20 protein-coding genes are annotated in these 26726 nt (G+C 53.1%); 18 read left to right on the forward strand and 2 right to left on the reverse strand.

Translation table 11 applies throughout. The features are described from left to right. The first annotated feature begins 67 nt into the window (after positions 1-67). From DCC81_RS06045 to DCC81_RS06070, 6 genes are all read left to right on the forward strand, one after another. A complete protein-coding gene (locus DCC81_RS06045; protein ID WP_108685668.1) occupies positions 68-1228 on the forward strand; it encodes a Gfo/Idh/MocA family protein in 1161 nt (386 codons plus the stop codon). Between the two features lie 30 nt (positions 1229-1258). After that, on the forward strand, positions 1259-2311 hold the full coding sequence (locus tag DCC81_RS06050; RefSeq protein WP_108685669.1) for a sugar phosphate isomerase/epimerase family protein: 1053 nt from the start codon (positions 1259-1261) through the stop codon (positions 2309-2311). Positions 2312-2366: 55 nt separating this feature from the next. After that, entirely contained in the window at positions 2367-2777 is a 411-nt protein-coding gene (locus DCC81_RS06055; protein WP_108685670.1) for a c-type cytochrome, read from the forward strand. A gap of 95 nt (positions 2778-2872) precedes the next feature. After that, on the forward strand, positions 2873-3568 hold the full coding sequence (locus DCC81_RS06060) for a 3-keto-disaccharide hydrolase (protein WP_108685671.1): 696 nt from the start codon (positions 2873-2875) through the stop codon (positions 3566-3568). A gap of 110 nt (positions 3569-3678) precedes the next feature. Further along, positions 3679-4440: a ThuA domain-containing protein gene (locus DCC81_RS06065; protein ID WP_108685672.1), complete on the forward strand. Its 762-nt coding sequence runs from the start codon at positions 3679-3681 to the stop codon at positions 4438-4440. Positions 4441-4534: 94 nt separating this feature from the next. Next, on the forward strand, positions 4535-7933 hold the full coding sequence (locus DCC81_RS06070) for a ThuA domain-containing protein (protein ID WP_205686260.1): 3399 nt from the start codon (positions 4535-4537) through the stop codon (positions 7931-7933). Positions 7934-8009: 76 nt separating this feature from the next. Here DCC81_RS06070 and DCC81_RS06075 read toward each other — a convergent pair whose 3' ends face one another. Beyond that, positions 8010-8396: a transmembrane 220 family protein gene (locus tag DCC81_RS06075; protein WP_108685674.1), complete on the reverse strand. Its 387-nt coding sequence runs from the start codon at positions 8394-8396 to the stop codon at positions 8010-8012. A gap of 432 nt (positions 8397-8828) precedes the next feature. Here DCC81_RS06075 and DCC81_RS06080 point away from each other — a divergent pair, with 432 nt between their 5' ends. The 12 genes from DCC81_RS06080 to DCC81_RS06135 all read left to right on the forward strand — a co-directional run bounded on the left by DCC81_RS06080 (position 8829) and on the right by DCC81_RS06135 (position 26154). Continuing rightward, positions 8829-12104 (forward strand): SusC/RagA family TonB-linked outer membrane protein, encoded by a 3276-nt coding sequence (locus DCC81_RS06080; protein ID WP_108685675.1) that lies wholly within the window; start codon positions 8829-8831, stop codon positions 12102-12104. Positions 12105-12148: 44 nt separating this feature from the next. Then, complete coding sequence (locus DCC81_RS06085; RefSeq protein WP_108685676.1) at positions 12149-14053, forward strand: RagB/SusD family nutrient uptake outer membrane protein; 1905 nt, start codon at positions 12149-12151, stop codon at positions 14051-14053. Positions 14054-14125: 72 nt separating this feature from the next. Next, a complete protein-coding gene (locus DCC81_RS06090; RefSeq protein ID WP_108685677.1) occupies positions 14126-15667 on the forward strand; it encodes an FG-GAP repeat domain-containing protein in 1542 nt (513 codons plus the stop codon). 446 nt (positions 15668-16113) lie between these two features. Then, positions 16114-16824, forward strand: coding sequence for an EboA domain-containing protein (locus DCC81_RS06095; RefSeq protein WP_108685678.1), 711 nt, complete (start codon positions 16114-16116; stop codon positions 16822-16824). A gap of 42 nt (positions 16825-16866) precedes the next feature. Continuing rightward, complete coding sequence (locus tag DCC81_RS06100; RefSeq protein ID WP_108685679.1) at positions 16867-17850, forward strand: TatD family hydrolase; 984 nt, start codon at positions 16867-16869, stop codon at positions 17848-17850. 136 nt (positions 17851-17986) lie between these two features. Continuing rightward, on the forward strand, positions 17987-18889 hold the full coding sequence (gene eboC, locus DCC81_RS06105) for a UbiA-like protein EboC (RefSeq protein WP_240612911.1): 903 nt from the start codon (positions 17987-17989) through the stop codon (positions 18887-18889). A gap of 141 nt (positions 18890-19030) precedes the next feature. Next, positions 19031-20209: a 3-dehydroquinate synthase gene (locus tag DCC81_RS06110; RefSeq protein ID WP_108685680.1), complete on the forward strand. Its 1179-nt coding sequence runs from the start codon at positions 19031-19033 to the stop codon at positions 20207-20209. Between the two features lie 87 nt (positions 20210-20296). After that, on the forward strand, positions 20297-21544 hold the full coding sequence (gene eboE, locus DCC81_RS06115) for a metabolite traffic protein EboE (RefSeq protein ID WP_108685681.1): 1248 nt from the start codon (positions 20297-20299) through the stop codon (positions 21542-21544). A 100-nt stretch (positions 21545-21644) separates the two neighbouring features. Then, entirely contained in the window at positions 21645-23018 is a 1374-nt protein-coding gene (locus tag DCC81_RS06120; RefSeq protein ID WP_108685682.1) for an alkaline phosphatase family protein, read from the forward strand. Positions 23019-23050: 32 nt separating this feature from the next. Continuing rightward, complete coding sequence (locus DCC81_RS06125) at positions 23051-23665, forward strand: DUF6992 family protein (RefSeq protein WP_133177566.1); 615 nt, start codon at positions 23051-23053, stop codon at positions 23663-23665. Positions 23666-23709: 44 nt separating this feature from the next. After that, a complete protein-coding gene (locus tag DCC81_RS06130) occupies positions 23710-25032 on the forward strand; it encodes a Gfo/Idh/MocA family protein (RefSeq protein ID WP_108685684.1) in 1323 nt (440 codons plus the stop codon). Between the two features lie 318 nt (positions 25033-25350). Next, on the forward strand, positions 25351-26154 hold the full coding sequence (locus DCC81_RS06135; RefSeq protein ID WP_240612954.1) for a sulfite exporter TauE/SafE family protein: 804 nt from the start codon (positions 25351-25353) through the stop codon (positions 26152-26154). A 177-nt stretch (positions 26155-26331) separates the two neighbouring features. Here DCC81_RS06135 and DCC81_RS06140 read toward each other — a convergent pair whose 3' ends face one another. Further along, the gene (locus DCC81_RS06140) at positions 26332-26706 is read right to left on the reverse strand and encodes an MmcQ/YjbR family DNA-binding protein (RefSeq protein ID WP_108685686.1); all 375 of its coding nucleotides are present in this window, start codon (positions 26704-26706) and stop codon (positions 26332-26334) included. Positions 26707-26726: the final 20 nt, after the last annotated feature.

A 26726-nucleotide genomic window follows, 5' to 3' on the forward strand; every position in this document is an offset into this window, starting at 1 on the left:
TTGACAGCGGACCACGAACAACAGGATTTTGAACAACAGTTATCAGATAGCATAAAACGATTTACCAATGAACCGTAAGTTAAGAATGGGCATGATCGGAGGCGGTAAGAACGCCTTTATCGGTGCTGTACATCGTATTGCAGCCAATATGGACGGCCTTATCACCCTCAGCGCCGCCGCCCTCAGTTCTGACCCGCAGCGCGCCCTGGAATCTGGCCGGGAGCTTTTCCTGCCAGACGACCGCATCTATACCGATTATAAGACCATGCTGGAAACGGAAGCCGCTAAACCGGCCGACCAGCGACTGGATTTTATTGTGATCGTAACACCCAACCATGTGCACTTTGAGCCCGCCATGCTGGCGCTGGAAAAAGGTTTCCACGTGGCAATAGACAAACCCATCACCTTCACCCTGGACGAGGCCAAACAACTGCAGGCCAAGGTGGAAGCCACTGGCCTCAAACTGCTGCTCACCCACACTTACACCGGCTACCCGATGGTAAAACAGGCCCGCGCCATGGTGAAAGCAGGCGCCCTGGGCCAGATCCGCAAGGTGTATGTAGAATACCCGCAGGGATGGCTGAGCACCGCCGGTGAAAAGGATAACCAGCAGGCCGCCTGGCGTACAGACCCCAGCAAATCCGGCAAGGCCGGCTGCATGGGCGATATTGGTACCCACGCCGCCAACCTGGCAGAATACATTTCCGGCCTGCAGATCGATAAGCTCTGCGCCGACCTCAATATCGTAGTACCCGGACGCCGCCTGGACGATGATGGTGCCGTGCTGCTCAAGTTCAATAACGGCGCCAGTGGCGTGCTCACGGCTTCACAGATTGCAGCCGGCGAAGAGAACGCCCTCAACATCCGCGTGTATGGTGAAAAAGGCGGCCTGGAATGGCACCAGATGGAGCCTAATACCCTGCTGGTAAAATGGCTGGATAAGCCCACGGAGATCTACCGTGCAGGCGCCGGATACCATTTCCAAAGCCCCTTCATGTACAAAAATACCCGTACGCCCGGCGGCCATCCGGAAGGCTACCTGGAGGCATTCGGTAACCTGTACCGCAATTTTGCCCACCACCTCATGGCCATCGCAGATGGCACCACGCCTTCCCCTGAAACCCTGGACTATCCCAGCGTGGCAGACGGCGTACGTGGCATGGCCTTCATCGACAACGTGGTGAAATCATCCGCCAGCGAGCAGAAATGGACAAAATTTGAAATCTAACGTTAATGGTTATACGATAAAATTCTTTGCATGAAAACGATCAAAGGACCTGGTATTTTCCTGGCGCAATTCCTGGGCGACAAAGCCCCTTTCAATAGCCTGAAATCTATTTGTGAATGGGCGGCCAGCCTTGGTTTTAAGGGCGTACAGCTCCCCACGAACGATCCGAATATCTTTGACCTGAAAAAGGTAGCAGAAAGCAAGACCTACGCAGACGAGGTAAAAGGACTGGTGAATGCCGCCGGTGTGGAGATCACCGAGCTTTCCACCCACCTGCAGGGCCAGCTGGTGGCCGTACACCCGGCCTACAACGACCTGTTTGACGGCTTCGCGCCGGAAAACCTGCGGGGTAATTTTGCCGCCCGCACGGAATGGGCGGTACAGCAGGTGAAATATGCCGCAAAGGCCAGCCAGCACCTGGGCCTCCATGCATCCGTAACCTTCAGCGGCGCCCTGCTCTGGCCCACGGTATATCCCTGGCCCCAGCGCCCCGCCGGCCTGGTGGAAACCGGCTTTGCCGAACTGGCCAAGCGCTGGAAACCCATCCTGGATGTGTATGAGGAATGTGGGGTGGACCTGTGCTACGAACTGCATCCCGGTGAAGACCTGCACGACGGCGTTACGTTTGAGCGCTTCCTGGAAGCCGTAGGCGGTCACAAACGCGCGAATATCTTGTACGATCCCAGCCATTTTGTGCTGCAATGCCTGAACTACCTGGAGTTTATCGATATTTACCATGAGCGCATCAAGATGTTTCATGTGAAAGACGCAGAATTCAATCCCACCGGCCGTTCCGGCGTGTACGGCGGTTACCAGGGCTGGGTGGAAAGGCCGGGCCGTTTCCGCTCCCTGGGCGATGGACAGGTGGATTTCAAGAGCATCTTCAGCAAAATGGCGCAGTACGATTTTGCAGGATGGGCCGTCATGGAATGGGAGTGTGCACTGAAACATCCCGAACAGGGTGCCAGGGAAGGAGCCCCCTTCATTGCATCCCACATCATCCGCGTAACCGACCGCGCATTTGATGACTTTGCCGGCACCGGTGCCAATGATGCGCTGAACAGGAAGATCCTGGGGATTTAAACAACCTGGCAATACATCAATCTAACAATTTTTCAATCCAATAAAAGTCAAACTAATGAAAAAAGGAATGCTGGCGTCTGTGGTGATGATCGCCGTTTTTATGGCAGCTTGTGGTGGTGGTAGCAAGAATGATAAGGCTACCGAAGGCGCTAAATCAGAAACTCCGGCTGCGGCCGATAATTCAATGGTAGCGCCGGGCGCAGGAGCTCCGGCATCCAAAGGCGAGACCCTCGAAGCAAGCCTGGATTGCAAAACCTGCCATAAAGTGGATATGAAAGTGGTAGGGCCCTCTTTCAAGGAAATTGCAAACAAGTATCCTGCAACCGATGAGAACATCGACATGCTGGCAAGCAAGATCATCAGCGGTGGCAGCGGCCACTGGGGCACTACACCCATGACCCCGCACCCCGACCTGGCGAAAGATGATGCCAAGGAGATCGTAAAATATATACTGGCGCAGAAATAAATGTTGCCTGAAAAATGGATGAGCGCCTGCACACCAAGCGTTCATCCATTTAACCCTGTAACCATTTTAACAATCAAACAAAGCGGAACCTAATTATGAAAAAGACTTTCCTTACCCTGTTCGCCGCAGCTGCACTCATGGGCAGCGCCAGCGCACAGAACACCCTTTCCGGCAAAGAACAGAAACAAGGCTGGAAGCTGCTGTTTGACGGCAAATCCCTCAACGGCTGGCATGGTTACAACGGTAAAGACGCCGCCTCCCACTGGAGCGTGGTGGATGGCGCCCTGCAACTGACACCCGGCGGTGACCACGTGGACCTGGTGACCAACGATCAATACGAAAACTTTGAACTGAGCTACCAGTGGAAGATCTCCGAAGGCGGCAACAGTGGCCTGATCTTCGGCGTGCACGAAGACCCGCAGTTTGACGCACCGTACCTCACCGGCATTGAAATGCAGGTACTGGACGATGCCAAACACCCCGACGGCAAAAATCCCAAACATAACTCCGGTGACCTCTACGACCTGGAAAAAGCCCCCAAGCTGAACGCCAAGCCCGTAGGTGAATGGAATACCGCCAGGATCGTTAAAAAGAATGGCCACATCCAGCTGTTCCTGAACGGTCTTAAAACCGCTGACGTGACCATCGGTACCCCCGAATGGCAAGCCATGCTGAACAACAGCAAATTCAAGAACTGGAAAGGTTTTGCAGCCTATCCCCAGGGCGGCATTGCCTTGCAGGATCATGGTAACCAGGTTTGGTACCGGGATCTTAAGTTGAAGCAGCTGTAAAAAATTGTCCCAGGTCTTAGGTCCTGGGTCTTAGGTACCGGTTACCGCAAAAGACATCGCTTACAAGCGCGACCTAGGACCTAAACATCCTTTACAATTATTCCCGTTATATGAAACACATCCTCACCACCCTGCTGCTCTGCTGCACCATTTCGCTTGCTTTTGCAGCGCAGCCTAAAGTGCTGGTATTTTCCAAAACAAAAGGTTTCCGGCATGATGCGATTCCCGTGGGAAAGCTGGCCATCATGAAACTGGGCCAGGATAACAACTTTGCAGTAGATACCACGGAAGATGCCAGTGTATTTACGGAAGCAAACCTGAAACAGTATAAAGTGGTGATCTTCCTGCACACCACCGGCGATGTGCTGGACAGTGCCCAGCAGGTGGCATTCCAGCATTTTATTGAGCATGGAGGCGGCTACGTGGGCATTCACGCAGCCACCGATACGGAGTACGACTGGCCCTGGTATGGCAAGCTGGCCGGCGCTTATTTTGTAAGCCACCCCGCCCAGCAGGAAGCCGTGCTGCACGTGGCAGACCGTCACCGCAGCTTCTCCACCCAGGCCCTGCCCGATGAATGGAAGCGCAGGGATGAATGGTACAACTTCCGCGACATACAACCAGACCTGCACGTAGTGCTCACCATCGATGAAAAGACCTATACCGGTGGCAAAAATGGTGACGTACACCCCATGGCCTGGTGGCACGATTATGATGGCGGCCGCGCTTTCTACACAGAACTCGGACATACCAAAGAATCTTACTACGACCCGCTTTACCTCGGGCACCTGCTGGGCGGCATAGACTATGCACTGGGCCGCAAAAAAGGATCGAAGAACATCGGCGTGGTAACCTTGTCTGACACCCACTGATAAACGGGTGTTATTTCCTGTTTTAATGCCAACGTTGGCATTTTTGAGTTAAAATTACATTACACGCGCAATTATCCATCGCTATAAACTGCACATGAAATACATTCATTACTTACTTGGCACCCTGCTGGTGCTGGCCCTGGTAACGGGCTGCAAGCAAAAGCGCGAAGGGCAGCCCCGGGTCCTGGTGTTTTCCAAAACCATGGGCTTTCACCACAACGCTATTCCCGCCGGCGTAAAAGCCCTCCAACAAATGGGCACCGCTAACGGGTTCCTGGTGGACACTACCACCAACGCGGATTATTTTACAGAAGACAGCCTGCAAAAGTATGCAGCAGTGATCTTCCTCAACACCACCGGCGATGTACTGAACAACTACCAGGAGGCCGACTTTGAACGCTATATCCAGGCGGGCGGCGGCTACGTAGGCGTGCATGCCGCTACGGATACGGAGTACGACTGGGGCTGGTATGGTGGCCTGGTGGGCGCCTATTTCCAGGACCACCCGGCCGGTACGTACCAGGCAAAACTGCTGGTAACAGACAAAAGCTTTCCCGCTACCGCTGGCCTGCCGGGCACCTGGGAGCATACCGACGAATGGTATAATTTCAAGAAAGTGAGCAAGGACATAAAGGTGATCCTGAAGGTGGATGAAAAGTCGTACCAGGGCGGTAAGATGGGAGAAGACCATCCCATCAGCTGGTACCATGAATACGACGGCGGCCGCGCTTTTTACATGGAGCTGGGCCACACCGATGAATCGTACCAGGAGCCTAACGTGATAAAACTGTTGCTGGGTGGTATTCAATATGCCATGGGCAATAACTCCCTGCTGGACTACAGCCGCTGTACCACGCTGCGTGTACCGGACGAGGATCGCTTCTCCAAAACGGTGCTCACCAGCGGCGGTTTCTTTGAGCCCACGGAAATGACCATCCTGCCTAATCTGGATGTGCTCATCGCACAGCGCCGCGGGCAACTGATGCTGTACAAAGACCAGGACCACAGCCTGAAACAGGTGGCAGACCTGAAAGTTTACTTTCATACAGATACGCCAAACGTGAACTCTGAAGAAGGCCTGCTGGGTATTACCGCAGATCCCAACTATGCAAAGAACCACTACGTGTACCTGTACTATGCCCGCCCGGACAGTGCCATCAACCGCTTGTCCCGCTTCATTTTTGAACAGGATGAACTGAAAAAGGAAAGTGAAAAGGTGATCCTGGAACTGAAGGAGCAGCGCGATATGTGCTGCCACACCGGCGGCTCCCTGGCCTTTGGCAACGATAATATCCTCTACCTTTCCACAGGTGATAACACCACCCCGTTTGACGAGCCGGGGCAGCCTTACGTGAGCAAAGGTTATGGCCCCATGGACGACCGCCCCGGGCACGATCATTATGACGACCGCCGTGGCTCTTCCAATACCAACGACCTGCGTGGAAAGATCCTCCGCATTAAGATCAATGAAGACGGCTCTTACAGCATACCGGAGGGCAACCTGTTCAAACCCGGTACCCCCAAGACCCGCCCGGAAATTTACGCGATGGGTACGCGCAATCCTTACCGCATTTCAGTGGATAAGCACACCGGCTTTGTATACTGGGGGGATGTAGGCCCGGACGCCAACAATGATGATTCCCTGCGCGGACCAAGAGGGTACGATGAGATCAACCAGGCGCAAAAGCCCGGCTACTTTGGCTACCCGCTGTTCATTGCGGATAATAAACCTTACCGGCGTTATGATTATGCCACCGGTAAGAGCGGGGATTACTTTGATCCCCAACACCCGGTCAATGATTCCCGCAACAATACCGGTTTAAGGGAGCTGCCGCCTGCGCAACCGGCCTTTATCTGGTACCCGTACGGGCCTTCTGTAGACTTCCCGCAGGTGGGCAGTGGTGGCCGCAGCGCCAGCGCCGGCCCGGTGTTCTATGCAGAAGACTATCCCGCTGCTACGCGCTTCCCAACATATTACAACGGCAAGCTGTTCATCTATGACTTCATCCGCGGTTGGATCATGGCCGTGACCATGGACAAAGAAGGCCACTTCAGCAAGATGGAACGCGTGGTGCCGCACATGAAGTTCAATTCCATGATCGACATGGAAATGGGCCCCGATGGCCGCCTGTATGTACTGGAATATGGCAGCGGATGGTTTAGCAAGAATGCAGATGCCGCCCTGTCGCGCATAGATTATAATGGCGGCAACCGGGCGCCGGTAGCCATGATCAAGGCAGACAAGACCACCGGCAAGCTGCCCCTCACCGTGAAGCTGAGTGCAGAAGGCAGTTACGATGCGGATGGTGACAAGCTCACTTACCTCTGGTACACCGGCGATGGCCATAAGAAAGAGACCACGAAACCGGAACTGCAGTACACGTATGAAATGGCCGGTGAATACAATGCCTACGTGGAAGTGGTGGATGACAAAGGCGCCAGCACCCGCAGTGCCGCGGTGAATCTCTACGCCGGTAATGAAATGCCCAAAGTGCAGATCAGCATTGCAGGTAACCAGATGTTCTATTTCCCCGGTGAAAAAGTGAGCTACGATGTAAAGATCACCGACGCAGAAGATGGCGCCATCACCAGTGGCAATGAGAATGCCTACATCTCTGCTAATTACATGGAAGGAAAAGACAAGGCAGCCCTGCCCCAGGGCCACCAGGTGATCACCGGCGCCCTGGCCGGTAAGAGCATCATGGAAGCCAATGATTGTAAGTCGTGCCACAAGCTGGACGAAAAATCCATTGGCCCTGCCTTTAAACTGGTATCAGAGAAATACAAGGATGACAAGACCGCGGAAGACCGCCTGGCCAATAAGATCATCAAAGGTGGTGGTGGCGTTTGGGGAGAAACCAATATGCCTGCTCACCCCGGCCTGAACCTGAACGAAGCCAAAGAAGTGGTACAGTATATTATGACATTGAACGGCAGCGCCGCCCAGCACCCGTCGCTGGCCTTTACGGGCAGCCTGGACCCTGGCCTGGGCCAGCCGGTGAAACCCAACGGTGTGCTGTACCTCACGGCCAGCTACACAGACAAAGGAGGCCCCGGCATTAAGCCCATCACCGGCTCCAGCACCGTGGCGCTGCGCAATGCCACCCTGGATGCCGTAAGCCCCGACCAGATGGAAGGCGCCTCCGTAGTGGAAGTAAATGGCCTGAAACTGCTGCTGCCCGGTGCAGGTGCCAGCACGGCTACGTTTGCCAACCTGGACCTGCGTAGTATCAGTGGTGTGCAGGTGATTTATTATGCAAAAGATATCAGTGCTAATGGTTACACGGTGGAGGCCTTCCTGGATAGCCCAAGCGGTACCAAGCTTGGCGAGGCCCACATTGGCCCCGGGGCCGGCACTACTGCGCCTAACAAGGCCTTTATCCACTTTGCCAGCCCGGTGAGCAGTACGCCGCACCAGCTGGTGTTCCGCATCCATGCGGCAGAAGGGGAGAAGGGGTATGTAGGTATTACCGGGTTCCAGCTTGCCCGCTAAGCGGTACACCGTATTTAAATAGAAATCCCGCCAGGTGCAATGCCTGGCGGGATTTTTTATGTAGGGTCATTGGGCGTCAGGCCCTGGCATTGCGCCGCAGGCGCTTACCATAAAAATAATTGACCAGGAATACGGCGATAAGGATGAGCAGGCCACCGCACTCACGGGTTTGCTCTATCCAGGGTTTTTCCGCCTTCATGGTCTGTACAATGCTTTCCTCATGGTGTACGGTCACCCAGTCTATCACCCCGTTGGCCGTAAAGATGAGGAAGAGGGCGTAGGCCAGGTACACGGCAATGCCGATCCAGTAGGCGGTAAAATAAAAACGTCTACGGGCGGCCTGCCAGCAGAAATAGGCGCCATATAAGTAAATGGGCATCCAGATGTAGGGATCAGGATCGTTGTACTGAAGGGCGGCAAACACGATAAACAGCACGCACCATACGATGTTAAAAACTTTCATGATATTGCAGTTGATAAGAAGATAAGTTTAAAAGACTAAACATACTAATTAAGCAGGGCAATCCGCGCAGGCGGGCCACAGCAGCGGCTTGAATTTTTTTTTGAGAAAAGTGAAAAGAATACTTGTATCTGTTAATTTTATGTTATAAATTGAACCCGAATTTATATGAAAAGGTCATTCCATTACACGTTATAAAAACAGGTCAACCAATTTAATACTTTTAAAGTACCACGTTATGAACAAAGCAAGGGTGCCAAAATCGCTTTTCATTGTGAGCATCGCCTATTCCTCATAACAACACGTTTCAAACTAACATTACTAAAACATAAAAAATCTCTCGACTGTGACCTGCCGGTTTCGCAGGTGCAGTTAAGTTGTTTGTACCAATTTTTCATTCGATTGCACACATTTTAATTTTTTAAATACCACGTTATGAAAAAACACTTCTACCACATGTTGGCGCTATGCTGCTGTGCGTTCTTGTTGCTACTCGGCAGCAGTGCATTCGCTCAACAACAGATCACGGGAAGGGTTACAGACAAGGCGTCCGGAGCTGGACTGCCCGGTGTATCTGTAGCCGTTAAAGGCACAACAAAGGGAACAGCTACCGGAGCAGACGGTAGTTTCTCCGTTTCCGCAAACAAAGGCCAGGTGCTGGTCTTCTCCTTCGTAGGCTACAACAATGTTGAACAGGTTATCGGCTCCGGCCCGGTGATGGTTACATTGGAAGAAAAAGTAGGCTCCCTGGATGAAGTAGTAGTAACCGGTTATTCCGCGCAACGTAAAAAGGACCTCACTGGTGCAGTAGCCGTTGTAAACGTAGACAACCTCAAAACACAGCCGGTGGCCAACGTTAACAGCCAGCTGCAAGGCCAGGTATCCGGTGTTACCGTAGTAGGTAGCGGCCAGCCCGGCCAGGCGCCCCAGGTAAAGATCCGCGGTATCAATACCTTCGGTAACAACACCCCCCTCTACGTTGTGGACGGTGTACCCACCCAGAACATTGACGACCTGAACCCGAACGACATCGCGAACATGCAGGTACTGAAAGATGCCAGCTCTGCTACCATCTACGGTGCCCGCGCCGCAAACGGTGTGATCATCGTTTCCACCCGCCGCGGTACCGCCGGTAAGATCCGTGTGAACTACGACGGTTATGTAGGTACCCAGCGCGTACCCTCCGGTAACGTTTGGAACCTGGCAACCCCCACAGAAAGTGCAAACCTGATGTGGACTGCTTATGCAAACTCCGGCAAAACTCCTGATCCTACCCAGTATGGTACCGGCTCTACACCCGTACTGCCCGATTATATCCTGCCCGCCGGTAAAATGGAAGGCGATCCTGCGGTAGATCCTGCCACCTACAAGCTGAATCCCAACTATACTGATCCTACCCAGGTAGGCGGTCCCGGTGCAAAACAGATCATGAAAGCTAACAAGCAAGGTACCGACTGGTTCCACGAGATCTTCAAACCGGCCCCCATCACCAGCCATAATATCTCTGCTGCAGGCGGTAGCGACCAGGGTAGCTATTTCTTCTCTGCCAACTACTTCAACCAGCAAGGTATCCTCGACAGGACATATGAAAAGCGTTATACCGTTCGTGCCAACAGTGTTTACAATGTAAGCCATAGCATCCGTATCGGTGAAAACCTTGCATATTCTGTCATTGACAACCCGCAGATCGGTATCCTGGCAGAAGGTAGCGGTATTGGCATGGCTTTCCGCGAACCCAACATCATCCCCGTATACGATATCATGGGCAATTACGCCGGTACCCAAGCACCGAGCCTCGGTAACGCCAGAAACCCGGTAGCTATCCAGGAACGTACCCGCAACAATAAAACCACCGGAACCCGCCTGCTGGGTAACGTTTACGGTGAAGTGGACTTCCTGAAATACTTTACCGTGCGCACCAGCTTTGGTGGCCAGGCCTTCGCCTTCAACAACCACCAGTTCACTTTCCCTGAGTATGAAAACTCTGAAAACAATAAAGTGAACAGCTATACAGAAAACGCTGGTAATGGTTTTGATTACACCTGGACCAATACCCTGAACTACCACCAGACATTTGGTAAATACCACGATGTGAAGGTGCTGATCGGTTCTGAAGCTTTCAATGAGTTTGGCCGTAATGTGGGCGGTTCCAATAACGGTTATTTCTCCTTCGATCCTTCTTACGTAACCCTCTCCACCGGTTCCGGTACGCCTACCAACTACAGCAACAACTACAACGACGCGTTGTATTCCCTGTTTGCCCGTGTTGACTATGCATTCCACGATAAATACCTGATCGGTGGTGTGATCCGCCGTGATGGTTCCAGCCGCTTCGGTTCCAACAACCGTTATGGTAACTTCCCCGCGGTGAGCGCTGCATGGCGTATCTCCCAGGAATCTTTCATGAAGAATATTACCTGGATCAGCGACCTGAAGATCCGTGGTGGTTATGGTGTAATGGGTAACCAGATCAACGTATCGCCCTCTAACGCCTTCACCCTGTACGGTCCCGATAAGAACAACTCTTATTACAACATTACCGGTGCAGCCGGCGGCTCTACCCTCGGTTACTACCAGACACAGATCGGTAACCCGAACGCTAAATGGGAAAGCGATGCGAACAGCAACATCGGTATCGATGCAAGCCTGTTCAAAGGTAAACTGGAAATTACAGCCGACTACTATCGCAAAGACATCAAGGACCTGCTGTACCAGGTGGAAGTACCCGGTACCCAGGGCCGCGCCACTGCTCCTTATGTGAACATTTCCAGCATGAAGAACACTGGTTTTGATGCAGGCGTGACGGGCAACTTTGACATTACCCCCGATCTTCATTTCACGGGTACTGCCACCATCACTACCTACAAGAACACCATCACCAAGATATCTGATGCAACTTACTTCGACCAGGAATCCCGCCGCTTCAACGGACAGTACATCATCCGTAACGCGGTAGGTCATCCCGTATCTTCCTTCTACGGTTACAAGATCGTAGGTTTCTGGAACAGCGCAGAAGAAGTAAGTGCAGCTAACGCCGCAGCACAGAAAGCTACCAACAACCCCGAAGCCGTTTACGAAGACGGTATCGGTGTAGGCCGCTTTAAATATGCTGACACCAATGGCGATGGCATCATCACTGCGGATGACAAACAATTCCTGGGCAGCCCGAACCCGAAATTCACTTACGGTTTGAACCTGGGCCTGACTTACAAAGGCTTTGACTGGAGCATGTTCCTCTATGGCAGCCAGGGTGGTAAGATCTGGAACGACGTGCTGTGGTGGACAGACTTTTATTCTTCTTTCGTAAGCCAGAAGAGCAAGACCGCTGTGTACAATTCCTGGACTCCGACCAATCACAACGCCAAAGCGCCTATCCAGGAAACCACTGCTTACACCTCTACGGTGAATGCACCCAACTCTTACTATGTAGAAAACGGTTCTTTCCTGCGTTGCCGCAACATGGTACTGGGTTACACCCTGCCTGCTGACATGACCAAACGCGCACACATCGACAGACTGCGTGTATATGTACAGGCTGCAAACCTGTTCACCATCACCAAATACTCTGGTATTGATCCGGAAATCGGTACTGCACAGAACCCGCAAACCGGTAGCGGCAGCTCCAACTACGGTTCTACTAACTTCGGTATCGATACAGGTGGTTATCCCAATACCCGTAACTTCCTGGTGGGTGTAAACGTAACTTTCTAAGCAGCGAATGGTACTGAGTCTTTGAATTTTAAACTAAGCAAACAATGAAAAAATCATTCTTTATACTAGGTGTAACCGCGCTTGCAGCCGGCATGACACTATTCTCTTGTAGCAAGTCTTACCTGGATAAACCGCCCTATGGCGCTTTACCCCTTGACCTGATCGCTACTCCTGAAGGTACCCGTGGCTTCCTGATAGGCGCTTATGCCGCACTGGATGGCCAGCAGGCAAACGTAGCCGCCATCGGTGGTGGCGGTCCCTGGGAAGCAGCTCCCTCTAACTGGATCTATGGTAGCGTGGCCGGTGGCGATGCCCACAAAGGCTCTAACCCGATTGACCAGCCGCCGATCAACCAGATCATGACTGGTGTGTTTGATCCTGCCAATGGGTTCTTTAATACCAAGTGGAAAGCAATATTTGATGGTATCACCCGTTGCAATACCACGCTGAAGTCCCTCTCCCAGACCGTTGGCCTGGAGTCTGCGGAAGCAACCAGCATCAAGGCGGAAGCCCGTTTCCTGCGTGCCCACTACTACTTTGAACTGAAGAAAATGTTCAAGCGCGTACCCTGGATCGACGAAACTACCACCGACTTCCAGCAACCGGCGGATGACTCCTGGTCCCATATCGAGGACGACCTGAAGTTTGCCGCAGACAGCCTGACTGACCTCGCTTTCAATGGGGATGCCGGCCGTGCAAACAAATGGGCTGCTAAAGCTTATCTCGGTAAGGTTTACATGTATGAGCACAACTACGCTGCGGCAAAGACCCAGTTTGACGCCGTGATCACGCAAGGTGTAACTGCCACTGGCCTGCACTACTCCCTGGATAATGTAAACTTTGAGGATAACTTCAACCCGGCTAAGAAGAACAATTCAGAAACCGTGTTTGATATCCAGATGACCGCAAATAACGGAACCAACCAGATCACCCACGCTAACCAGGGTGATATGCTGAACTTCCCGTATAACAGCCCCTTTGGCTGCTGCGGTTTCTACCAGCCCTCCCAGGACCTGGTAAACTCTTACCTGGTGAATGCCACTACCGGGCTGCCTTTGAACGACAATAACGCCACTGAAGTGATCAGCGATATGGGTAAAAGCAGTTCAACCGCCTTCACGCTGGATACCAAAACCGTGGATCCCCGCCTGGACTGGACGGTAGGCCGCCGTGGTGTTCCCTACCTGGACTGGGGTCCGCACCCCGGTGCAAACTGGATCCGCCAGCAGGACTATGCTGGTCCCTACGCTCCCAAGAAGAACGTTTACTACAAAGCAACACAGAGCCTGTATTATGACGCGCACTCCTGGGCTCCGGGCTCCGCGATCAACGTGCACATTATCCGTTTTGCGGATGTGCTGCTGCTGGCTGCTGAAGCTGAAATTGAAGCAGGTTCTCTCGCTAAGGCTACCACTTATATCAACATGGTAAGAGAGCGTGCTAACAGACCCGCTGGTTTTGTAAGCATTAATGATAACATCGCCTTTGCAAAAGCAACTACCAACAGCGATGCGGAATTCAATACCGCCAGCACCACCATCAAGATGGGCGCTGGTGACTGGGTAGTACGTAAAGACAAAGGTGAAACCTGGGTAGTACTTACCGCTGATGCAAACGGTCATCCTACTTCCTGGAATGCGTACAAATTGCCGGCCTATAAAGCTGGTGATTATGGCACCTTCGCTGATCAGGCCTCCGCTCGTGCTGCTGTGCGGCTGGAAAGAAAACTGGAGTTGGCAATGGAAGGCCAGCGCTATTTTGACCTGGTTCGTTGGGGTGTTGCACCGGCAGTGATGAATGCTTACTACCAGTATGAAGGTAAGATCACCACTGACCTCACTGGCGCAAACTTCGTTGCAAGGGATACTGCATACCCGATCCCGCAACGCCAGATCGACCTGGGCCTGAAAGGTGGCCAGCCCACCCTGACCCAGAACAGTGGTTACTAAGGTTCGTAAATAATTTAACTTGTTTTCTATGGAAGAGGTAGTACATTCACTACCTCTTCTTTTTTTTACATTATGCAACTACAAAAGTTCCTGAAAGCGGCTATCGCACTGGTAGGCGTAGCCTGGTTAACAGCTGCCCTCGTAAGCAGCTGTAAACAACCCAAAGAAAAAAAACAAGGTATTTCCCACGGCCAGGAACTGGCCGAACAATATTGCGCCAGTTGCCACAAATACGTGCCGCCTTCCGCACTTGACAGCGCCACCTGGAAGCGTGGCGTATTGCCCAATATGGCCAGCCGTCTTGGCATCCGTGTGTGGGGCCAGGATGAATACTTCCAGCCTAATCCCGGTGATCATCCTTTGTTGAAATTTGAAGATTGGATGGATATCGTGAAGTTCTATCTCCATACGGCTCCGAAGAAAATGGACACCTCCCGCCTGCCGCAACCTTTTGTGAGTGACTGGGCCGTGTTCAAGCTTCAGGTGCCGGCTGTAAAAGATACCGCCCTGGAAGCTACCACCTGCATGCTGGGCTGGGATAGCGCGTCCGGGCATCTCTATGTTGCTTCGGAAGAAACAAGTAGCCTCAACGTGTATGAACCTGGTGGTAAACTGTTGCACACTTTCCAGACACATTCTCCCGTGGTCCATTACAGCCAGTTCCGCGATCCGGGTACAGACACCGTGCAGCGCTTATTCACCACCATCGGCCAGATGATAGCCACAGATGAAGCGCGTGGGGAACAACTCCGCTTTAACCCGGAGAAAGATGCTGATCCGGATTACAATATTGTAGCCGCCTTTCAGCCCCGCCCTGTGTTTACAGTGGCCGGCGACTTTAACAAGGACAAACTGACCGACTACGTTGTATGTGGTTTTGGACATGAGCAGGGTGCATTATTGTTAATGCGCCAAACACCGGACCGTAAGTTTAATATAGATACGATCAAAGCCATTCCCGGAGCTATACAAGCCCAAACAGGTGATTTTAATAAAGATGGCTGGTTGGATGTGATGGTGTTGTTTGCCCACGCACAGGAAGGCATCTCGGTGTTTTATAATAACCAGCACGGAGGCTTTACCGAGAAGCGGTTGCTCGACTTTTTACCAGTATGGGGGTCCTCCAGTTTCCAGTATACAGACGTGGATCATGATGGCCTGCCTGATATTGTCTATACCTGCGGGGATAACGGGGACTACTCAAATGTGCTGAAACCATTCCATGGGGTATATATATTCCTGAACAAGGGAGATATGAAATTTGAACAGCGCTGGTTCTTCCCGATCCATGGTTGCTATAAAGCTGTGGCTGCGGATTTTGACGGCGATGGGGACGTGGATATTGCCACGATTGCTTTCTTTGCAGATCACATTAACCGGCCGGAGGAAGAAATGGTTTATTTTGAACAGGACAAGTCCATGCAATTTATTCCCCATGCTATTCCCGTTCATAATATGGGGCGCTGGATCTGCATGGAGGTAGCTGATTATGATCACGACGGGGACCCCGACATCTTCCTTGGTAATATGTCCAAAGGCCTGCTGGAAAACGGGGTAACCCCTTCCTGGAACCGTCATATCCCTTTCATTGTGCTGGAAAACCGCACCAGGTAATCTAATCTTGTGTAGCCCGCCCGCCCGTTGGGTTTTCCATGGGTTACACATTTCTTAAATAGTGTTAAAAATAGAGGCTAAAACAAATTTATTGGCTATATTGCAATCAATCCCCTGAAAAATTTATTTGCTTTTTAGCAGGAAAAAGTTTTATATTAAGGGTGCAAACAAATGAATAATTACTGTCTTCAAAACAGTTTTAAACGATACTCCTGGTTATTAATCAGGTTTTAGAATGGCGGAAGGAGAGGCACTAGTTGCCTCTCTTTTATTTTGGCTATAACCCAATGCCGGCACGGCTTTCCGGCTACCCTCCCCGAAAACACACCTCCCACCCGGTGCCCCTTACACCCATTCCATTATTTTTATTGCAGGTGCCGTCCCTTTTTGCCGTTTAATTTTGTGGGCGCATTTCCGTATTTTTAGCGGCTTTTCAACAGGATACCATGACTCAACAGCCTTATGTTTATGACCAGCAGGCCTTGTTAGCGCAACTGACACCGCTTTTATGGGCACAACTGCCGGAAAAAGGCCGCGACTGGCTGCAGCAGCAACTGGTTAAAGCCCAGTCCAGCAGCGGCTTCCAGGCCTGGAACACCACGTTTGTGGCGCTGCCCCGTTTTACCGGCAAACAGCCTGTCCAATTTTCCCCCGAAACCCTGGACCAGTTAAATGCCCTGGTGCCTGGTTTTACGCCACAGGCCTGGCCGGCAGACCGCCTGGCCCGCGCCTGGTGGCTGGCCCAATGGCCCGCGGCCGATGCGGCCACCTACGTGCGCAGCATCAGCACCCTTTTCCAGACCGGCAGCATGGAAGAGCTTACCGCCCTGTACGCCTGCCTGCCCCTGCTGGCCTGGCCGGAAAGCTGGGTGGCACAAACGGCCGAAGGCATCCGCAGCAATATTGGCAACGTGCTGGACGCTATCATGCTGCAAAATCCCTACCCCGCCCGCTACCTGCCGGAAGCCGCCTGGAACCAGTTGGTACTCAAGGCGTTTTTTACCAGTAAGGACGTGCGGCTGGTTACCGGCCTGCAGGCCCGCAACAATAAAACACTACAGCAAATGCTGCGCGATTATGCCGCGGAGCGCCGGGCTGCCGGCCGCAGCGTAGACCCGCAACTGCCCCCGCTGGCAGCGCAGGTGCTGGCTGGCTAGCCGGTATTATTTTTACCCATCACCACACAAAAAAGACGGATCATGTGTTGTAATCCACTTTCTGATAAGGCGCTCCAGCCCCAGGCCCAGGAGCCCATTTACCTTGACAAGATCAAAGGCATGCGCTTCTTTGACCCGCATGTGCATATGACCTCCCGCACCACAGACGACTACCAGGCCATGGCCGATGCCGGCGTGGTGGCCCTCATTGAGCCTTCTTTCTGGCTGGGCCAGCCCCGCACGGGCGTGGATACCTTTAAGGATTATTACAGCAGCCTGGTAGGCTGGGAGCGTTTCCGCTCTTCCCAGTTTGGCATTAAACATTACTGCACCATTGGCCTCAATTCCAAGGAAGCCAACAACGAAGCACTGGCAGAACAGGTGATGGAAATACTGCCGCTTTTCATGTACAAGGAAGGCGTGGTAGGCATTGGTGAAATAGGCTTTGACGACCAGACCGCCCTGGAGGAAAAATATTATCGCGCCCAGCTGGAACTGGCTAAGGAAGCGGGTTTGCCGGTGCAGATCCATACCCCGCACCGCGATAAGAAACGCGGCACCCAGCGCAGCATGGACATCGCGATAGAGCACGGGCTGGATCCCAAAATGGTGATCGTGGATCATAATAATGAAGAAACGGTAAAGGAAGTACTGGACCGCGGTTTCTGGGCGGCCTTCACCATCTATCCTTTTACCAAAATGGGCAATGAGCGCATGGTGGAAGTGGTGAAACAATACGGAGCCGAACGCATTATGGTGAACTCCGCCGCAGACTGGGGCATCAGTGATCCGCTGGCCGTGCCTAAGACCGCAGCGCTGATGCACGAAAGTGGTATTGACTTGAATGACATTCATTTGGTAACTTACCGCAATGCGATCACTGCGTTCGCACAGAGTGGCCAGATCAACGAGGCCGACTGGGAAACCGCGCCGGTTGTGGATCAGACGGCGAAATTCAACGGGAGCTCCATCCTGCGTGGCGGCCAGCAACCGCGCATAGACAAGCACAATAAAATTATCCGTTGAGATGCGCAGTAAAAAAGGATCTATACCGTAAGCATCCCCGGCACCTGTAAAATTGATTTAGAAAGGCATTTCACCAAGTGCCATGAGCGGGCGGCTGCCGTATGGGCAAGGCCGTGGTGCTCCACAAACCAAATCCGTGAATTACATTGTACTCAAACTGGTGGGTTACCTGCGCCTTATGCGCCCCGCCAATCTTCTTACCGCAGTGGCAGATATCCTGGCCGGTGTAGCCGTGGCGGGTTACCTTAAAACCCAATTCAGCAGCTACCTGGATATGCTGCCCCTGGCCTGCCTTTGCCTGGCCACCCTGGGGCTGTATGGGGGCGGCGTTGTATTTAACGATGTGATGGACGCCCGGCTGGATGCCGCAGAGCGCCCGGAACGCCCCATCCCAAGCGGCGTTATTTCCCGTACACAAGCCGTGATATTAGGGGTATACCTGCTGCTGGTGGGCATCCTGGCGGCATTTACCGTAAGCATGGCGTCTGGCATACTGGGCATCGCCATTGCGTTGTCTGCCCTCGGGTACGACCGCTGGGGCAAGCACCACGATTTCTGGGGCCCGCTGAATATGGGCCTGTGCCGCGGCCTGAACCTCCTGCTGGGCATCAGCATCCTGCCCGGGGTATTGCAAAGCTTCTGGTGGCTCAGCGCCGTGCCCGTTATTTATATTGCCGCCATTACCATGATCAGCCGCGGCGAAGTGCACGGAGGCAGCAACAGGGCCCTGCGTTTGGCGGTACTGTTATACGCCCTGGTGCTGAGCACTATTCTCCTTATTTCCTGGCGCAACGGGCATTTGCTGCCCACGCTGCCTTTTGTGGCCCTCACCGCTTTCATCATTTTCCGCCCACTCATGGTAGCCATAAGGGAGCCCATTGGGCCCAATATCGGCAAGGCCGTAAAAGGTGGCATCCTGGCCCTTATCGTCATCAATGCCGCGTGGGCAGCTGCCTTTGCAGACTGGCAATACGCGCTGATCATCCTGGTCCTGCTGCCGGTGTCTATGCTCCTGGCACGTGCTTTTTCCGTAACCTGATCTTGTGGCGCCGCGCTGCGCGCAATGCTTTTGCAATGCAGGATACGCGCGGGTTTCCGTGGGTTTTTATCCTGCAAAAATGCAACGTTCATTGTGCTTCAAAAGGCGTACTTTTAGCATTGTGACTTTGACATTTTTACCATGCGATCATCTTTAGAACAGGCTTTCCAGGTTTCGTACCATTACCAGGTATTTTTTACGACAGGTCTTTTTGATACAGCCAACCCGGTTTTTGCAGAATTCCTCGCATCCCGCCGCAGTGAAGGCTTGCAACAGCAATTATTATTCGTGATCGATGAAGGCGTAGCCGTTCATCATCCGCAACTCGTTGCCCAGGTCACGGCCTATGCCGCCACCCTGGCAGATTTCAGCCTGGCACCCATCCTGGTGCTGCCGGGTGGGGAAGCATCCAAGAACAATACTGCATTATTTGACCAACTGATCCGGGCGGTGGAGCAATACGGCATCGACCGTCATTCTTACCTGGTGGCCATCGGCGGTGGGTCCCTCCTGGACCTGGCCGGCTATGCCGCTGCGGTGGCCCATCGCGGGGTAAGGCATATCCGCATCCCTACCACGGTGCTCTCGCAGAATGATTCCGGTGTGGGGGTGAAGAACGGCATCAATTATCAGGGCAAGAAGAACTTCCTCGGCACCTTTGCGCCACCGGCGGCGGTGTTTAACGATAGTGATTTCCTGCTTACCCTGCACGACCGGGATTGGGCCGCGGGGATGGCGGAAGCTGTGAAAGTGGCCCTCATCAAGGACGCCGGTTTCTTTGCCTGGATGGAAAGGGCGGCCAGTGCGCTGGCAGCCAGGGATATGGCGCCCATGCAGGAGCTCATTTACCAGTGTGCGGCCCTGCACATGGCGCACATCGGCCGCGGGGGCGACCCGTTTGAAAGCGGCTCTTCCCGCCCGCTGGACTTTGGGCACTGGAGCGCGCACAAACTGGAGCCGCTTACCCGCTTTGAACTAAGACATGGAGAAGCCGTATCTATTGGCATAGCATTGGATAGCGTGTATTCATATACGTTAGGATGGATCTCCGAAGCGGATATGCTGCGCATTGTGCACCTGCTGGCCGGCCTGGGGCTACCGGTATGGCACCCCTTGCTGGATGCTCAGGAAGGCGGGGAAAGCCCGGTGATCAAAGGACTGGAAGAATTCCGGGAGCACCTGGGCGGCCGCCTCACCATCACGCTGCTGCGGGCGGTGGGCAGGGGAGAAGAAGTGCACCAGATGGACCTGGAAAAATTAAAACAGGCAGCCGCGTTGCTTAAATCCATTGCCGCTTCCCTGCATGCGCTGGTGCCCTAGCAGCCCCGGCCTGCATGTGGCATAAAGGGCTTATCTTTGTTGATTACCAATTTCAATGCAACAAACTTTCCGAGAGGTACTTTTGATATGGAAACTTCCTACGGTCATTTAACGTATTGTTCCAACATTCACAGTGGCGAAAGCTGGGAAGATCATTTCTTCCAGCTGAAAAAACATATACCTGCCGTGAAGCAGGCGCTATCTCCCAATGCACCCTTTGGCATTGGGCTGCGCCTAAGCAACCTGGCCAGCCTGCAGCTGTCTAAAGAAGAAAATCTCACTGCGTTTAAAGCGTGGCTGGATGCGGAACATTGCTACGTGTTTACCATGAATGGTTTCCCTTATGGTGATTTTCACGAAGCTACAGTGAAAGACAAAGTACATGTGCCGGATTGGTCGGAGTATGACCGCGTGGCCTACACCCTGCGCCTGGCGCGCATCCTGGCAAACCTGCTCCCCAGGGGCATGGAAGGGGGGATCTCCACTTCACCTTTATCCTACAAACATTGGCACGCAAAAGATAAGTGGAATGATGTCATTGCATCTGCCACGCTCAACATCGTGGAGGTAGTGGTGCAACTGGCACGCATGCGCATTACCGGCGGCCCGTTTGTGCACATTGATATTGAACCGGAACCGGATGGTATGCTGGAAGACATTGCCGGTTACATAGACTGGTATGAGCAAACCCTGGTGCCGGTAGGCATCTCCATTCTTACAGACAAGTATAGGATAGACGAGCAGGAAGCAGAAAAGATGCTCAAGGACCATGTGCAGTTGTGCTACGATGTATGTCATTTTGCGGTAGCCTATGAGCCGCCGCAGGGCGTACTTTCTTTGTTGAAAACACACCAGCTCAAAGTAGGCAAACTGCAGATCAGTGCTGCACTGCGCGCAGTCCTGCCGGCCCCTGGCCCCGCAAGGGCCGCGGTGGTGGATGCTTTCCGCCAGTTTGACGAACCTATTTACCTGCACCAGGTCATTGCCAGGAAAGGCGATACGCTCATCCACTATCCGGATCTGCCAAACGCACTGGAAGATGCAGACAATCCCTGGGTGAGCGAGTGGCGTGCCCATTTCCACGTGCCCATTTTCCTGGACCACTACGGCGTGCTTGCTTCTACGCAGCCGGATATTTCCGAGATCCTGCAACTACAGGCCCGCCAGCCTTTTACGCGGCATATGGAAGTGGAAACCTACACCTGGGACGTGCTGCCCGAAGACCTCCGCACTGACATGACGGAAGGTATTATCCGTGAGCTTCAATGGGTTAAGGATACATTTGAAACCGTGCAAAGCGCCCGTAGTGTGAGCCGGGAACGCCCGGTAGGTTAAATTGGAATTGTGGAGCCCGGAGGCTAGTTTTGTGCTGACAAGGCACATGGAACGGCCTTTTACTAACGGAACCTCTTCTTGGTGTCAACTTTACATGTCTATGAAAAAAACGGTTGTTATTGATGTGGTAGGATTGTCGTCCGGGCTCATTGGGCCTCACACGCCCTTCCTGGAGCAATATGCGCGCAAGCACCACGTATCACAGATACAGCCCATGCTGCCCGCGGTAACTACTGCGGTGCAGAGCACCTATCTCACCGGCCGCTGGCCCAGTGAGCATGGCATTGTAGGCAATGGCTGGTATGATAAGACCGATGCGGAGATCAAGTTCTGGAAACAATCCAATCACCTGGTGGATGCTCCCAAGATCTGGGACCACGCCCGCAGCATAGACCCTTCCTTTACCGTTTCACAAATGTGCTGGTGGTACAACATGTACGCCAGCGTGGACTTTTCGGTAACACCCCGCCCACAGTACCTTTCAGACGGCCGTAAGCTGCCGGATTGCTACTCGCACCCGGCCGACCTGCGGGACCGGCTGCAGGACAAGCTGGGCACCTTTCCCCTGTTCCAGTTCTGGGGCCCGGGAGCCAATATCAAATCCACCCAATGGATAGCAGATGCCTCCATTCTTACAGACCAGTGGCACGATCCTACGCTGACGCTGATCTACCTGCCCCACCTGGATTATTGCCTGCAGAAGTTCGGGCACGATATGAGCAAGGTGGGCCCGGAGCTACAGGCGGTGGACAAGGTGGTGGAGCAATTGATCCGTTACTACGAAAGCAAGGGCGCTGCAATCATTGTGCTCTCCGAGTATGGCATTACGCCGGTCAATAATCCCATTCACATTAACCGCCTGCTGCGCAAAGAAGGCCTGATAAACGTGCGGGTGGAGCGGGGCACAGAACTGCTGGATGCAGGTGCCTCGCGGGCATTTGCCGTGGCAGACCACCAGGTGGCGCATGTGTACATCAATGACAAAGACCGCGCTACCTACCGTAAAATATGCGAACTGCTGGAGGCCACACCTGGCATAGAAAAAGTGCTGGACCGGGAAGGTAAGCAAACCCACGAGCTGTATCATGAACGCGCTGGTGACCTGGTTGCCGTGGCAGACAGGAACAGTTGGTTCACGTACTACTATTGGGAGGACGATGCCAGGGCGCCGGATTTTGCCCGCATTGTAGACATTCACCGCAAACCGGGCTATGATCCCGTGGAGATGTTCCTGAACCCCGCAGACCCGCTGGTGAAGCTAAAAGTGGTAGGAAAATTGATAAAGAAGAAACTGGGCTTCCGCTACCTGATGGACGTGATCCCGCTGGATGCTACGCTCATTAAAGGCTCGCACGGTCGCCTCACCGAAGATCCCGCCTGGCAGCCGGTGCTCATTACCGGTAAGCCACAGGCAGCCGCTATTCCCGCCACCGGCGTGTATGATGTGATCTGGCAGCAATTGGTAAGGGAGTAGGCAATTTCCGCATGCACCTAAAAGCCCTGTATATGAACGGTCCCCAACGCCTGTTACTGGCGCTACTGTGTTGCTTATGGCCCCTGCACACCGTGGCCCAGCAGACCTTTTCCCTTCCGCAATACAATGCAGACCGGGTACGTTATACCCAAAACAGCATGGTGGCATTGGGCAGCTGGTCTGTGCTGAATATTGGCGTGGGCCTCATTGTGAGCAGCAATACGGACGGGCAAACGAAATACTTCCACCAGATGAATGCCATCTGGAACACGGCAAACCTGGGCATCGCCATTGCCGGTTACATCCACGCCCGCAAGGCTGCCGACAGCAGCAATAACTGGCAGCAAAGCATTGATGCACAGAACCGCATTGAAAAGATCTATCTCATCAACGGCGCATTGGATCTTACTTACATTGCCACGGGGCTTTACCTCCGCAGCCGGGGCGATAATACGCTGGATGCCGGGAAAGCAGACCGCCTGCATGGGTATGGCAATTCCATCATTTTCCAGGGCGGATTTTTGTTGTTGTTTGATGTGGTGAATTACGCGATCCATTATAAGCACGGGCACCAGTTATTCAGCCGCTTTAACCGGATGGACATTGGAGCGGGGCCGGGCGGCGTGAGTATGCGGTATACGTTTTGAAATCCGCTCCCGTCTTTGTATTTTCCGGTACAATAAATTCCACCATGCAAAGACGAACCTTCCTGAAAAACGGAACCCTGGCCGGCCTGGGCCTTACCCTGCTTAATTTCCCGCTGCTGGGCAAAGCAGCACCTTCCAACAAAATAATCCTCGCCGTAATGGGCGTAAACTCCCGCGGCAACTGGCTGGCCCAGGTAGTGGCAAAACTGCCCGGCGCCGAGATCGCCTACATTTGTGATGTAGAGGATGGCGCCATTAAAAAGGGCCTGGACGCAGTAGCCAAAGTGCAGGAGCGCAAACCGGAAGTGATCCGCGACATCCGCAAACTGCTGGAGCGCAAGGACTTTGATGCCCTCATCATTGCCGCACCAGACCACTGGCATGCACCCGCCGCCATCATGGCCTGCGCTGCCGGCAAACATGTGTACGTGGAAAAGCCCTGCAGCCATAATCCACAGGAAGGAGAGTGGCTCATAGCCGCCGCCAAAAAGTATGGCCGCCTGGTGCAAATGGGCAGCCAGCGCCGCTCCTGGCCTAATATGCAACAAGCCGTAAAAGAGATCCGGGAAGATAAAGTGATCGGTAACGTGTATTATGCGCGTGGCTGGTATGTCAATAACCGTGCACCCATTGGTACAGGCAAGGTGATCCCCGTGCCTTCCACGCTGAACTGGGACTTGTGGCAGGGGCCAGCGCCCCGCAAGGAATACCTGGATAATATTGTGCATTACAACTGGCACTGGCGCTGGCATTGGGGCACCGGGGAGGCCTGCAACAACGGCACCCATGAAATAGATTGCATGCGCTGGTTCCTGGGCGTGGAGCACCCGGAAAAAGTAAGCAGCGGCGGTGGCCGTTTTGCCTTTCCCAAAGATGATTGGGAAACCCCCGATACACAATCCATCACCTTTGAATTTGCACAAGGCAAGGCCATTACCTGGGAAGGCCGCAGCTGCAATAACTACGAGCTGGAAGGCGCAGGCCGCGGCTTCGCCATCTTTGGGGAGCACGGCAGCTTGTACAACAGCGGTGGCGATAGCTATAAGATCCTGGATGCAAAAGGAAAGCTGGTCAAGGAAGTGAAAGAAACCCACCACGATGTGACCAACGTAGTAAGCCCCGCCGGTGAGTTCCTCGATGCAGTACATCTCAATAATTTCCTGGAAAGCATAAGGGGCACAGCGTCCCTCCATGCGGAGATCAATACCGGCTTCCGCAGCGTACTGCTTTGCCAGCTGGGCAACATTGCGCAGCGCACCGGCCATACCCTGCACTGCAATCCTGAAAACGGCCATATCCTCAACGATAAAGACGCCATGGCACGCTGGGGCCGCAGCTACGAAGATGGCTGGAAACCGGTAGTATAGCGTTTTTATAGGCTAAATGAAGAAGGGCGGCCGCGCTAAATTTTATCTGGCATATTAATTTGATTATCAATGTAAACGGGTGCCTTTTTAGGATAAAGATGCACCCGTTTTTTCATAACTACAAGTTATTGGGCATTACATATAGTTATTCCATCACGCTTCCGTTTCACTGTACCTTTGCCACAGTGGCTACAGCAATGCAGCCGCTTTGAAACCAACCTGTTTAGAGAGAAGTATGACACGCAAAAGGCGATCGCTTTTTGTACACCCGTTTGCTTCCAACCTGTAATTCCCGGCACGAGGGGGCCGCCGACCATGATGGATTTAGTACAACAAAACAACTACCTGGTCGTAATTGCGATCGGGGTGGTAGTAGGTTATTTGTCAGGCTTATTAGGAAAAGGCGGTAGCGCCATCAGTACACCAGCCCTACAGATATTTGCAGGAATAAATCCATTTTATGCGTTGGCGTCTCCGCTCCCTGCTGCTATCACCAGCACTATTTCCGCGTCCACAGTGTACCGGAAAGAACATTTGTTCGACAAGAGAGTGATCCTGCTTTGTGCGGTAGTAGGCATACCGGCTACGGTAATGGGAGCGCAGGTCTCGGATTACCTGAAAGGCAAAACGCTCATGGTGCTCACCGCGTTGTTCATCATCGGTCTGGGGGTATCATTGGCCGTTACTTTTCTCCGGAAACATGATAAAGAAAATTACAACACCACCAGTAATACCGCCGGCCAGCAGGCTTCCGCAGTAAACATCTACATTATTGTTGCTGCCTTTGCAATCGGGCTCTTATCCGGCCTGCTAGCTAATGCGGGAGGCGTGCTTTTCAGCACCTTCTTCATCAAAAAACTACATATGCCTATCAAGCGGGCGTTAGCTTGCTCTGTAGTACTCTCCGCTTTACTTTCCATACCCGGCACTATCTGGCACTGGCACCTGGGCCATATCGACTGGTCTATTGCACTTGTGCTGGCGGTAACGGCATTGCCGTTTTCCTGGCTGGGGGCACGGACTTCCGTGCGGATGAACACTGCCAGGCTGGAAAGGCTGTTTGCGTTTACGTTGATCGGGTTTGGGGTGTTTGATATCGTATACACGCTTGCGGTAAAATAGAACACTGTAGCGGAATGATCTTAACAGCGCGGTGTTTGCGCTGATTACCCTCCACAGGCTGCCGGCGCGGGCATTCGCCCATGCGCTTTCATTATCTCCAGTAAATCGTTTTATTAAAAAGGTTAACCAGTAGCAGTATCAACCAAGATAGGGAAATAAGCAGTAGCGCAGTATCACTTACCGCGTAGGAAAATAAATGGCAGGCGCGCTGCGCGGCACGGGGATCACATTTACCTGGGGCTCGCCGGCTTTGCGTTCCATATCATAAGCGGCATGGATCTGCATGGCCAGGTCGCTGAAAGGGAATACATCACTGCGTTCCAGCTGCACCCAGTGGTAACGCGCCAGTTGGGGCGCAGGTACAATGGCCGGGCGGCTGATCAGGAAATGGAACACCTCGGGTGTACATTTGAAGGCCACCTGCTGCGGTGCATCCTGGTAAAGAATGCAAAACAACCTGTCGTACACGGAGAAATAAAGCCCTCCGTTCCTCTTTTCTTTTACAGCAACTGCCGGCAGGGAAAGGCAGTATTCTTTGATGAGTTCAAACATGCTGCGGGTTTTTAGAAGGT

This window comes from Chitinophaga parva (assembly GCF_003071345.1).
Classification (GTDB): Bacteria; Bacteroidota; Bacteroidia; order Chitinophagales; family Chitinophagaceae; genus Chitinophaga; species Chitinophaga parva.